We start from the raw sequence: 11,776 nt of genomic DNA, 5'->3' as shown, positions 1-11,776 counted from the left end.
GGTTAGGCGGCAACCGTTTCCCCGCGCCGCGCGAGTGCTACTCGAGCCGTCTACAAGGGACGGCGCTGGTCACGCGGGTCGCGCAGGTCCAACTCGGGCAGGAATGTCTGCGTCCGAGCGGTCGCCTGGGTGGAGACGCCGGCCCAGCGCAGCAGCGCCGAGGTTGCCGCGTCCTTGTCCGCCTGGGCCAGCGCGGCGATGTTCGCACCGTGGTTGGCACCGGCCGCGGTGAAGCTGAACGAGTCCTGCCGGCTCGGCTCGAACGCCTCGGCGCCCCACGGGTCGTTGCCGCCGTAGACGAACAGCATCTGGCTGGAGCGCGTGCGGACCCAGATGTCCACGTCGATCATCGGCCACGCCTCGTGCCGGGAGCGCAGGTCCGGCGGCAGGCTGGAGTTGGCCTGGTACAGCCCCGGGTAGCGCAGCAAACCCTTGAGGTGCCGGAATTTCAGGTCGGCCCAGCCCATCTGGGTCGCGGCCTGGTAGTAGTACGGCGTGTACGGCAGGATGCCCTGGTCGGCGTAGAACCCGAAGCTCACGATCTCGTCGATGAACTTGTAGAGCTCGTCGGTCGAGGCGTTCGCCGCCGGCACCGTCACGCAGGCGTCCTGCACGGTGTACTGCCAGAACGCCCACACGGTGTCCAGCACGGCCATCTCGAATGCGCGGTCGGCGGTGCCGAGCACCTGGTCGAACGTCCAGCCCTCGGCGGTGGCCTGAGCCCGCAGCTTGCCGAGCATCTCCTCGCGCCGCAGCAGTGCCTGCCGCTGCACCTCGTCGAGCTTCGCGCGGCACCCCGGGTCGGTGCCGACCGTCTCGAAGAACCGGTTGTAGCGCCGGTCCTCCGGGTTGATCGTGTCGTTCGGCGCGACGTACGCGACCACACCGTCCACATCGGACGGATAGAACCTGCGGTGGTACACCGAGGTCATGCCGCCCTTGGAGGCACCGGTGGAGACCCACTTCGCGGAGTAGATCGGCTTGAGCGCGGCCACCAGCCGGTGGTGGTCGGTGGCGCCCTGCCAGATGTCCAGCTTGGACCAGTCGGCCGGCTCCGGCCGCGACGGCTCGAAGAACCGCTGCTCGGTGGAGATCTGGTTGCCGTCGATGATCTTCGTCGGCTCGGACCGGAACGCGTACTCCGGCATGTTGTAGCCGGTGGTGTGCAGCACCATCGGTCGGTCGGTCGACTTGTGCAGCAACTGGAACCGCTGCTTGAACGTGCCGGCGTTCGGCTTGCGGTGGTCGACCGGCTGGTCGTAGGTGAGGAAGAAGAACCGGTAGCCGGGCACCGGCGGCTGGCCTTCCGACACCACCGCCATGCCGGGGATCGCCTTCAACTGGTCGACGATGTCAGCGGCCTTCGGTCCGGCGTTCGCGGACGACGTCGCCGCCAACCCGACGCCGGTCACCGCCAGCACCGTCGTCAGCAGGGCGACGAGCCCACGCCTGTGTCGTTGTCGCACGTAACTTCTCCCTCGCAATGGCGGCCGCATGGACCTGCGGCCATCAGCGACAGATCTTCGCCTATCGTGACGGAATCCGGTAGATCCTGCTGGTGGGGAGGGTGAGAGCCGGACGGCGTAGGCCGTCCGGAGCAGCTCACTGGATCACGGTCCCGTCGAACCACGCGGTGAAGAGCTCGTCCAGTTGCTGCCCGAAGGCCTTCTCCACGAAGTTCTGGAAATCGGTCATGCCCTGGTTTCCGCCGGCGTTGTCCTGCGTCCATTGCTTGATGAGCCGATTCCAGGACTCGTCGCCGACCGCTTTCCGCAGGGCGTGCAGTGCCAGCGGGCCTTTGTCGTAGATCGAGCAACACGTATGGCTACGCAATCAAATATCTGTGATCCCTACGAACGTATTAGGGGTTCGACAGGAACTCGGCGAGCCCGGCGAGATCGTCGGTGTTGATGTGGTCCACGTCGGCGTTCACGAGTTCACGCCACAGCGCGTCGCGGGCCGGGCCGGGGGAGTCCGGCGTGGCCCAGAAGCGGATGCGCTGGCCGGCGTCGTGGCAGCGGCGGACCAGGTCGCGCAACTTGGCTCGCTCGGCGGCGGGGAACTCGCCGGTGCCGGTCCAGGTGAAGAGCTTCGTCCAGTTGTCGCTCACGAGTGCGGTGAGCCGGGCGTCGGCGCCTGGGCCGAGGTCGGTCTGGTCGGCGATCCTGCCGTCGTAGAACGCCAGGCGGTCGGTCTGTCCTTCCATGATCGCGCGCGGGCGGTCGCCGGAGATCACGGCTGCGACTGCGCCGTGCTTCACCTTGCCGTCGCGGTAGTGGGTGAACAGGAAGGCGTAGCGCTCGTCGCGCAGGGTGCGGTCAAGCAGCTCGTAGGTGGCGGTGCCGGAGTTCTTGATGTCGATCAGGAGTTGGAACTCGATCGGCTTGCCGCGGTAGACGGTGCCGTGGTTGTCGATCACTCGCTGGCGCAGGGGCTCGAGGTAGAGCGAGGTGAGGGTGCGCTCGGGATCGACTTGGCCGATTTCGTGTGCGACCAGGAGCTGGCCGTCGACGAGGAAGATGTCTGCTTCGACGCTGGTGAATCCGTGGTCGAGCGCGTCGTGCAGGGGGCGGGCGTGCTCGTAGTCGTTGTGCGCGTGGGCTTTTGCGAGTGGCTCTGTCCGATGTGGACTGTGCGGGCGGTCGGCGGCCGCGGGGGAGGAGGCGGCACCGACGAGCGCGGCTAGGGCGACGAGGAGCAGCGGTAACAGGCGGGAGCGCATGTCGGGCACGCTAGCGGGGAGGGGTGATCTGGTGGTGAACTTTGGGCGATCTCTTGGCGGGTTGATCGGCGTTCTCTTGTGCACTTTCTGTCGTTTGACTGCCGCGCTGGTCGCCCTCTCGTGGTTGGACATCGTTCGCGTGTCAGGGCGACCAGCTTGCCACCGGAATGGGGGACGCCATTTTCGTGGATGGTCCGGTAGAATTGTGGTGTGTTGGTAATAGGTGAGGAAATGTCTTGGGACGCGGTTCTCGCAACCGCGCCCCGAGAATTTGGCGAGCCTGAGTTCGATTTCTCGGATGGGCCGTTTACGCCGGATGAGGCGAGCACGGTTGCGGAGTTGGAGATTGTTGAGCGGGATAAGGCTGCGTTGTGTGCTGATGAGGTTCGGCTGCTGGCTCGGTACGACCAGTTGCGTGGTGGGGTGGAGAATGTGTCTGAGGAGATCGGGCAGGCGTTGAAGTGGTCACCGGGGCACGCCAGTCATCAGGTGGTGATGGCTGAGGCGTTGGTGGCTCGGCTGCCGGCGACGTTGTCCGCGTTGGGGCGGGGTGTGATCGATTGGGCGAAGGCTCGGGCGATGTATGAGGTCACGCGCCCGTTGTCGGATGAGCACGCCGCCCGGGTGGAGGCCGCTGTGTTGGCGGATCCGCCGGATTACTACACCCGGTTTCAGCGCAAGGTGCGCTACTGGGTGAACAAGGTCGACCCCGACGGCGCGGAGCAACGCCGCCTGGTGCGCCGCAAGGACCGGTGTGTCACCTTCAAGCAGGACGAGGACGGGGAGGCCTTCCTCGGTATACGAGGGCCGGTGGAGCAGCTCTACCCCGCGTATGTGCGGATTGACCAACACGCCCGGCGGTTGAAGCAACGGGGTGACGCGCGCAGTCTCGATAATTTGCGGTTCGATGTCGCCGTCGAGCACTTCTGCGGGGAGAACCAGTCGCACATCAAGACGATTGTGTGGGTGACCGTGCCGCACACCACGCTGTTGGGTGTGGACGACAAGCCGGGTGAACTGTTCGGCGTCGACATACTCCCCGCGCAGGTCGTGCGGGAGTTTGCGGCCGACGAGAAATCAACGTGGCGGCGAATTCTCTATGATCCGGCGAGCGGGATGATCACTGATGTGGGGCGGAAACGGTATCCGCCGGCGGCGATGGCCGAGAATGTGCGATTGCGGTTCCGCCGATGTACTCACCCCGGGTGTGACAGGCCGGCCACACGGTGCCAGATCGATCACACCCTCCGGCACGCTGATGACGGCCGAACCTGCTTGTGCAATCTGAATCCGCGCTGCGAACGGCACAACCTGTGTAAAGAGAAGCCCGGCTGGCAGGTCGAACAACCCGAACCCGACACCGTGATCACCCGCAGCCCACTCGGACACAAAACAACCGTCCGCGCGGAACCCATCACCGACCCCGACCCACCACCGTTAGTCGTCGGCCCGAGCCTCCGACGCTCGCTCAGTCCTGGTGGTCGCGCCACCACTGCTGGCCCGACTCCGGCAGCGTGGCGATCGGGTCGTAGTACGGGTAACGGCGGTCCAACGCGTCCGAATCGTCCAGTTCGATGCCGGTCCGATAGTTCTTCGTCCAGTACGAGATCCCGCGCTCGCGGTCGTACTCGGCGAGCTGGTGCACCCAGCGCTTGCCGACGTAGGGCACGTCGCAGATGATCCTGGGCGTCGCGTACCCGGGCAGATAGCCCATGATCGCGTGCTGCAGCTCCTGCGCCTCCCACACGGCCACCCGCCAGTGCTCGGCGTTCGGGATCATGTCGCACATGTAGAAGTAGTACGGCAGGATGCTCGCTTCTCCTTGCAGGGCAAAGCAAAGGTCGAGCAGATCGTCCGGTGTGGCGTTCACTCCACGCATCAGCACGCCCTGGTTGCGCACGTCTCGCACGCCGACCTCCAGCGCGGTGCGCGCGGCCTCAGCGACGAGCGGCGTGACCGACTGGGCGTGGTTCACGTGCGTGTGGATCGCCAGGTTCACGCCGCGCCGCGCGGCGGTGCGGGCCACTCGTTCAAGGCCCTCCACGACGGCGGGCTGCAGCCAGTGCTGCGGCAGGCCGGCGAGCGCCTTGGTGGCCAGCCGGATGTCGCGCACGGTCGGAATGTCCAGCAGCCGCATGAGGAACGACTCGAGCTGCTTCCACGGCACGTTGGCCACATCGCCACCGGACACCACGACGTCGCGCACGCCTGGCGTCTTCTTCAGGTACTCGATCATCTGGTCCTGGCGGTCGACCGGCTTCAGCGTGAGCTTGTGCTTGTCGACCTGCGGCGTGGAGTTGCCGACCAGGTCCATGCGGGTGCAGTGGCCGCAGTACTGCGGACAGGTGGACAGCAGCTCGGCGAGCACCTTGGTGGGGTAGCGGTGCGTCAAACCCTCGACCACCCACATCTCCGCCTCGTGCAGCGAGTCGCGCGAGGAGTGCGGGTGGTTCGGCCACACCGGGTCGCGGTCGCTGCGCACGGGCACCATGTAGCGGCGGATCGGGTCGGCGTAGAACGCCTTGGTGAACGCCTCGGGCGAAGCCTCCGCGGCGGGCGCCATCGTGTTGAGCATCTGCGGCGGCAGCAGCATCGACATCGTGGCGAGCTTCTCCTGGTCGACCGCGAGCTCGTCGTAGAACTCTTCGGTGAGCAGGTCGCCGACCACGGCGTGCAGCTGCTTGATGTTCTTCACACAGTGCACGCGCTGCCACTGGGCGTCACGCCACTGCGCCTCGGTGACGTCCTGCCAGCCGGGGAATCTGCGCCAGTCGGGCTCGACGAGCTCCTTGCGCGCGTACTCGTATGGCTGGTGGCCGTTCCGATGGATCGCATCGGAGACGGTCGTCGTGGTGGCCGTAGGTTCGGTAACCGCGGTCATCTGTGCTCCTAGCCGTCAGTGTGGCGTAAAGATATGCTGCCAGATGAACAAGCAGACGTAAATTCTTCGGAGGTGTGTGTGACGTCGTCGACGCTCGACCAGCGGCTTCAAACCGCGTACGGGTTGCACAGAGTCGTGTCGCCCGCCGGTGTGCTGCCCCAGCAGGCCGACGTTCTGGACGCCACACCGGCCGCCGGGCCGGACGAGGTGGTGGTGGACGTCGAGCGGCTGAACCTGGACGCCGCGTCCTACCGCCAGCTCCGCGAGCAGCACGGCTCCGGGGACGCCGTGCGCGCCGCCGTGCTGGAGATCGTCGAGCGACGCGGAAAGATGCAGAACCCGGTCACCGGCTCCGGCGGCATGCTGTTCGGCACGGTGCGCGAGGTCGGGCCGGACTCGCCGCTCGGGCTCGCGGTCGGCGACCGGATCGCCACGCTGGTGTCGCTCACCCTCACCCCGCTGCGGATCGCCGACGGACTGTCCACCTGGGACGGCGACAGCGAGCAGGTGCCGTGCGCCGGCACAGCCGTGCTGTTCGGACGGTCGATCGCGGCCAAGCTGCCCGATGATCTGCCGGACGAGCTGGCGCTGGCTGTGCTTGATGTGTGCGGCGCGCCCGCGCTGACCGACCGCGTGGTGCGGGGTGTGGGCGAGTCGCCCTCGGTGTGCGTGCTGGGCGGCGGCGGCAAATCGGGTTCGCTGTCACTGGTCGCTGCGCGGCGGGCGGGCGCGGGCCGGCTGGTGGCGCTCGTGCCGACGGAGACCGAGGCGGCCGCCGTCCGTGAAGCCGGGCTCGCCGACGAGGTGGTGCTGGCCGACGCGCGCGACCCGGTCGCCGTGGCGGCGGCGGTGGGTGAACAGGTCGACGTGACGGTGGTGTGCGTCGACGTCCCCGGCTGCGAGCACGGCGCGATCCTGGCGACTTGCGACGGCGGCACGGTGATCTTCTTCTCCATGGCGACGTCGTTCCCGGCCGCCGCGCTGGGCGCCGAGGGGCTCGCCGCGGACGTGACCATGCTCGTCGGAAACGGTTACGTGCCAGGGCATGCGGCGTTCGCGCTGGACCTGCTGCGGGCCGAGCCCGGGGTGCGTTCGCTGTTCGAGGCCCGCTAGCCGTGCTTCGAAGGGTCGCCTACCCCGGTCCTCGCCGGGTGACCACCCGGGCGCGTCCAGGTGGATGAGCTACAAGGCGGCGTTCGCGACTCGTATTGGGCATACTCGAGCGGACGCCAACGCCGTAGATCGCCGCCTGGGCGTGCCCTACCGGACCACCCACGCAGCTCTTTGGAACAGGCTCTAGCGGAGACTCCCACCGTGACCACCACATTGCTCACCGGAGGACGGATCTACTCGCCGTCCGCACCGGACGCGACCGCCATGGCCGTCACCGACGGCACCGTCGTCTGGGTCGGCCAGGACGGGCCCGGCCGCGCGCTGCACCCCGACGCCGAGGTCGTCCCGCTCGACGGCGCGTTCGTCACCCCGGCGTTCGTGGACGCGCACGTGCACGCCAGCTCCGCCGGCCTGCGGCTCACCGGCCTCGACCTCACCGGCTGCGGCTCGCTCGGCGAACTCCTTGCCACCATTGGGAAACACGCGGACGGCGAGCCGCTGTGGGGTCACGGCTGGGACGAGACGCGGTGGCCGGAGAACCGTCCGCCGACGCGCGCGGAGCTGGACGAGGCCGCGCGCGGCGTGCCGGTCTACCTGTCCCGGGTGGACGTGCACTCCGCACTCGCCACCACGGCGCTGCTGGACCGCGCGCCCGGGGTGCGCGAGGCGGAAGGCTGGTCGACGGACGGGCCGCTGAGCAGGGCGGCACACCACCACGTGCGGGCCGCCGCGCGGGACACGATCTCGGCACGGCGCCGCCGCGACGCCCAGACCGCGTTTCTCACCCACGTCGCCTCCCTCGGGGTCGCGTGCGTGCACGAATGCGGCGGTCCGGACATCGCCGGCGCGGACGACTTCGCCGAACTCCTCGCGCTGTCGGGACAGGATCTCCCCGAGGTGGTCGGCTACTGGGGTGAGCGGGGTGACGCGGAACTCGCCGTCCGGCACCGCGCCTTCGGCCTCGGCGGTGACCTGTTCGTGGACGGCGCGCTGGGTTCCCGCACCGCCGCGCTGCTGGAGTCCTATGTGGACGATCCGGGCAACACGGGTGCGCTGTACCTGGACGCGGGCGCGATCGCCGATCATCTGGTGACCTGCACGAACGCCGGGTTCCAGGCCGGCTTCCACGTGATCGGGGACGCGGCCGTCGCCGAGGTGATCGAGGGCTTCGCGTGCGCCGAGAAGATCGTCGGACGGCTGGCGCTGGCCAGCGCCCGGCACCGGCTGGAGCACCTGGAGATGGTCACCATCGAACAGGCAGCACAGCTCGGCGGCTGGGGCGTGGTCGCCTCCGTGCAGCCGCTGTTCGACGCGGAATGGGGCGGCACCGATGGCATGTACGCCCAGCGGCTCGGGCCGGAGCGGGGGACCGCGCTCAACCCGTACGCCACGCTGGCCGCGTCCGGACTGGTGCTCGCGCTCGGCTCGGACGCGCCGGTCACGCCGGTCGACCCGTGGCGGACCGTGCGCGCCGCCGTGCACCACCGCACCGAGGGCGCCGGCCTGTCCGCGCGCGCCGCGTTCACCGCGCACACCCGAGGCGGGTGGCGGGCTGCCGGCGTCGACGACGGCGTCACCGGCACCCTGACACCCGGCGCACCGGCCACCTACGCCGTCTGGGAAGCCGGAGAACTCGTTGCGGCACAACAGGATTCGCGGGTTCAGCGGTGGTCGACAGACCCGCGCTCCGGAGTGCCGCCACTGCCCTCGCTGGACGACGAGAACGCGTTGCCCACCTGTCTGCGCACCGTCCTCAACGGACGGACGATCTACGAAGGAGTAGTCCGGTGAGCTTGCTGGACCTTGACCCGAAAGTGGTCGCGACCGCGCGCCGGCTCGCGGCCAAGGCGGCCGAGCCGGTGGTGGACATCGCCAAGGCGCACACCACGGTCGCCGTCGAACGGGCCACGCTGCGGCTGGCCGGCATCACCGGCGCGGACACCACCCACCGGGCCGGCGACATCCCCTGGGTGAACCGTGTGGTGGACACCGTCCGCGAGCACTGCGGGCTGGAGCACGGCGCGGTACTGCCGGTCTTCGATGCCTTGGCGCGCAACGACATCGGGACACTGACCGAACTGGCCGAGGCGACCGCCGCCGGCCAGATCCAGTACACGGTGCCGACCGGAGCCGCCGCTCGTCGGGCCGCGAAGGCGGGCAGGGTCGCCATCGCGCGCGGCCTGCGCCAGGTGGACCGCAACCGGGCGCAGCGCGACAAGCTGATCACCAAGATCGGCGATCCGCCGCAGCGCCCGTGGATCTACCTGATCGTGGCCACCGGCGACATCGACGAGGACGTCGTGCAGGCCGCCAGCGCCGCCCGCGCCGGCGCCGACATCATCGCGGTGATCCGCTCCACCGGGCAGTCCCTGCTCGACTACGTGCCGGAAGGTGCCACGCACCACGGGTTCGCCGGCACCTACGCCACGCAGGAGAACTTCCGGATCATGCGCGCCGCCATGGACGAGGTGTCCAAGGAGGTCGGCCGCTACATCCGGGTCACCAACTACGCGTCCGGCCTGTGCATGCCGGAGATCGCCGTACTCGGCGGCCTCGAGCGGCTGGACATGATGTTGAACGACTGCATGTACGGCATCCTGTTCCGCGACATCAACCCGATCAGAACCTTTGTGGACCAACGGTTCTCGCGCGCCATGCACGCCCGCGCCGGGATCATCATCAACACCGGCGAGGACAACTACCTGACCACCGCGGACGCCGTGGAGGCCGCGCACACGGTCACCGTCTCGCAGTTGCTGAACGAGCACTTCGCGCACGAGGCGGGCCTGCCCAACGAGCTGCTCGGGCTCGGGCACGCGTTCGAGATCAACCCCGATCTGCCCGAGTCGTTCCGGATGGAGCTGGCGCACGCGCTGCTGGCCCGCGAGCTGTTCCCGGAGGCACCGCTGAAGTGGATGCCGCCGACCAAGCACATGACCGGCGACGTGTTCCGCGGCCACCTGCTCGACGGGTTCTTCAACCTCGCCGGCGTGCTCACCGGACAGTCGATCCTGCTCGTCGGCATGATGACCGAAGCGGTCGTCACGCCGTGGCTGTCCGATCGCGATCTCGCCGTGGCGAACGTGCGCTACGTGCTCAACGCGGCCGGCAACCTGAGCGAGGACTTCGTGCCGGCGCGCGACGGGTACATCGTCAAACGCGCGCATCAGGTGCTCGGCGAGGCGGTCGATCTGCTGGACCGGATCGTGGACGACGGTCTGCTGAACGCGATCGGCGACGGCACCTTCGGGCTGATGAAACGCCCGCAGGACAAGGGAAAGGGCACCGACGGCGTGGTGTCCAAGGCCGACGGTTACGTCAACCCGGCGATCGAGATGCTGGAGACGGGGGCGACGAAATGACCAAGCGACATGTCCGCCCCTACGGCGACGCCACCGGCGACGGCATGGTGCAGGTGTCGTTCACGCTGCCGGTGCCGCACGGCCCGCGCGCGGACGGCGCCGCCCAGCAACTCGCCAACAAGATGGGCATCGATCCGGCGATGGTGGTGCACTCGCACGCCATCGGCGACGGCTTCACCTTCTTCGTCGTGTACGGCTCGGTCAACCACATCGTCGACCTCGACGAGGTGAAGGTCGTCGAGCGCGAGTACCCGCTGCTGAGCCCGGCCGAGGTCAACTCTTACGTGAAGAAGTCCTTGCGCCGCAAGCTGATCGTCGTCGGCGGCTGCATCGGGACGGACGCGCACACGGTGGGCATCGACGCGATCCTCAACATCAAGGGGTTCGCGGGGGAGAAGGGCCTGGAGTACTACCGGGAGCTGAGAGTGGTGAACCTCGGCGCCCAGGTGACCGTGCCGGAGATCGTCAAGCGCGCGCGTACCGAGAAGGCCGACGCCGTACTGGTGTCGCAGGTCGTGACCCAGCGGGACGCGCACATCCTCAACACGCAGGAGATGTCCGCGGCGTTCCGGGAGGCCATGGGCGAGCGCCGGCCGCTCATGATCGCCGGCGGGCCGCGGTTCGACCCGCTGATGGCGCCCGAACTCGGCGTCGACCGGGTCTTCGGACGCGGCACCACACCAGGCGAGGTGGCCAGCTACCTCGTGCACGCGATCAAGGAGAAGGTATGAGCCTGGCAGAGAGTTTGTCCGTGGGTTTCACCGTCACGCAGCGGCACTACGTGCCCTACTCGCACGCGCACTACGGGGGAAACCTCGTGGACGGCGCGTACGGGCTGACGATGTTCGGCGATGTCGCCACCGAGATGTGCATCCGGACCGACGGCGACGAGGGCCTGTTCGCCGGCTACTCGAACGTCGAGTTCCTCGCGCCGATCCAGGCCGGCGACGTGATCGAGGCGACGGCCACGCTGGCGCGGATCGGCAACCGGTCGCGCACCATGGAGTTCGAGGCGCGCGTGGTCTGCCGGGCCGCCCCGGAGCGCGGCCCGTCCGCGGCTGACGCGCTCGACCCGCCGGTCGTGGTCACCCGAGCCACCGGCACCGTGGTCGTCCCCAAGCCGGCCGACAGCGGTGACTGATCGTGACATCGGCGAACGATCACCCGATCGACGGGCGCACGATGGGGTGAGTACTGGGAGGTAGGCGCCCCATCGGCGGTAGTCCTGCAGGGCAGAACAACCACACCCTTGGGAGCGCCCTGAATGAAGACCGTTCGCGTCGTCGCCGCGGTGGCTGTCATCGGCATCGCCGCCGCGACCGTCACGTCTTTCGCCGCCAAAGCCGACCCGGCCGAGCCGACGCGAGACAACCGCACCGAGCTGACGATCAGGTACACCGACGGCAGCACGCCCATGCCCGCCGCCGTGTGGTCGCTCAAGTGCTCGCCGGACACCGGCACCCACCCGAACGTCGGCCCCGCCTGCCACCGGCTCGCCTCTGCCGGCAACACCGAGAACCCGTTCGCACCGGTGCCGCCCGGCACCGCGTGCACGCTGATCTACGGCGGGCCGGAGGAGGCCCGGGTCACCGGGTTCTGGCGCGGCCGCTGGATCGACGCCGAGTTCTCCCGGGAGACCGGCTGCGAGCTGGGCCGCTGGAGCAACATGGTGCCGGTCCTGCCGGACATCTGACCGTC

The 11,776-nt window shown here is 68.6% G+C and carries 10 protein-coding genes and 1 pseudogene; 7 read left to right on the top strand and 4 right to left on the bottom strand.

All coding sequences use genetic code 11. The annotated features are described in order from the left end of the window. Positions 1–50 precede the first annotated feature (50 nt). From EV193_RS09170 to EV193_RS09160, 3 genes are all read right to left on the bottom strand, one after another. Positions 51–1,466: a S28 family serine protease gene (locus tag EV193_RS09170; RefSeq protein ID WP_242613237.1), complete on the bottom strand. Its 1,416-nt coding sequence runs from the start codon at positions 1,464–1,466 to the stop codon at positions 51–53. A gap of 136 nt (positions 1,467–1,602) precedes the next feature. Continuing rightward, a complete protein-coding gene (locus EV193_RS09165; protein WP_130343548.1) occupies positions 1,603–1,833 on the bottom strand; it encodes a hypothetical protein in 231 nt (76 codons plus the stop codon). 28 nt (positions 1,834–1,861) lie between these two features. Beyond that, positions 1,862–2,722 carry a phosphatidylinositol-specific phospholipase C/glycerophosphodiester phosphodiesterase family protein gene (locus EV193_RS09160; protein WP_130343547.1) on the bottom strand — a complete coding sequence of 287 codons (861 nt, stop codon included), beginning with the start codon at positions 2,720–2,722 and terminating at the stop codon, positions 1,862–1,864. A 231-nt stretch (positions 2,723–2,953) separates the two neighbouring features. Between EV193_RS09160 and EV193_RS34710 the strand changes: the two are divergent. After that, a pseudogene (locus EV193_RS34710) lies at positions 2,954–3,892 on the top strand (DUF222 domain-containing protein); the annotation flags it as partial. Between the two features lie 298 nt (positions 3,893–4,190). On the opposite strand, the gene EV193_RS09150 reads toward EV193_RS34710, so the two are convergent. Continuing rightward, entirely contained in the window at positions 4,191–5,603 is a 1,413-nt protein-coding gene (locus EV193_RS09150) for a KamA family radical SAM protein (RefSeq protein WP_242613236.1), read from the bottom strand. 78 nt (positions 5,604–5,681) lie between these two features. Between EV193_RS09150 and kdd the strand changes: the two genes are divergently transcribed. From kdd to EV193_RS09120, 6 genes are all read left to right on the top strand, one after another. After that, positions 5,682–6,716: an L-erythro-3,5-diaminohexanoate dehydrogenase gene (gene kdd / locus EV193_RS09145; RefSeq protein ID WP_130343545.1), complete on the top strand. Its 1,035-nt coding sequence runs from the start codon at positions 5,682–5,684 to the stop codon at positions 6,714–6,716. 201 nt (positions 6,717–6,917) lie between these two features. Then, a complete protein-coding gene (locus tag EV193_RS09140) occupies positions 6,918–8,507 on the top strand; it encodes an amidohydrolase (protein ID WP_242613235.1) in 1,590 nt (529 codons plus the stop codon). Then, positions 8,504–10,078 carry a lysine 5,6-aminomutase subunit alpha gene (gene kamD / locus EV193_RS09135; protein ID WP_130343544.1) on the top strand — a complete coding sequence of 525 codons (1,575 nt, stop codon included), beginning with the start codon at positions 8,504–8,506 and terminating at the stop codon, positions 10,076–10,078. Before EV193_RS09140 ends, kamD begins: the two co-directional genes overlap by 4 nt. After that, positions 10,075–10,809: a lysine 5,6-aminomutase subunit beta gene (gene kamE / locus EV193_RS09130; RefSeq protein WP_130343543.1), complete on the top strand. Its 735-nt coding sequence runs from the start codon at positions 10,075–10,077 to the stop codon at positions 10,807–10,809. The genes kamD and kamE overlap by 4 nt, the downstream gene beginning before the upstream one ends. After that, positions 10,806–11,219 carry a 3-aminobutyryl-CoA ammonia lyase gene (kal, locus tag EV193_RS09125; protein ID WP_130343542.1) on the top strand — a complete coding sequence of 138 codons (414 nt, stop codon included), beginning with the start codon at positions 10,806–10,808 and terminating at the stop codon, positions 11,217–11,219. Before kamE ends, kal begins: the two co-directional genes overlap by 4 nt. A gap of 123 nt (positions 11,220–11,342) precedes the next feature. Further along, positions 11,343–11,771 (top strand): SSI family serine proteinase inhibitor, encoded by a 429-nt coding sequence (locus EV193_RS09120; protein ID WP_130343541.1) that lies wholly within the window; start codon positions 11,343–11,345, stop codon positions 11,769–11,771. Positions 11,772–11,776: the final 5 nt, after the last annotated feature.

This window comes from Herbihabitans rhizosphaerae, from assembly GCF_004216555.1.
Lineage (GTDB): Bacteria > Actinomycetota > Actinomycetes > Mycobacteriales > Pseudonocardiaceae > Herbihabitans > Herbihabitans rhizosphaerae.
This window is presented reverse-complemented; position numbering and strand designations above follow the sequence as displayed.

What these genes read in the sequence shown, in the direction of transcription:
- EV193_RS09160 (WP_130343547.1), bottom strand. Translation starts at nt 2,722, where the DNA reads ATGCGCTCCCGCCTGTTACCGCTGCTCCTCGTCGCCCTAGCCGCGCTC.
- EV193_RS09120 (WP_130343541.1), top strand. Translation starts at nt 11,343, where the DNA reads ATGAAGACCGTTCGCGTCGTCGCCGCGGTGGCTGTCATCGGCATCGCC.
- EV193_RS09150 (WP_242613236.1), bottom strand. Translation starts at nt 5,603, where the DNA reads ATGACCGCGGTTACCGAACCTACGGCCACCACGACGACCGTCTCCGAT.
- kamE (WP_130343543.1), top strand. Translation starts at nt 10,075, where the DNA reads ATGACCAAGCGACATGTCCGCCCCTACGGCGACGCCACCGGCGACGGC.
- kal (WP_130343542.1), top strand. Translation starts at nt 10,806, where the DNA reads ATGAGCCTGGCAGAGAGTTTGTCCGTGGGTTTCACCGTCACGCAGCGG.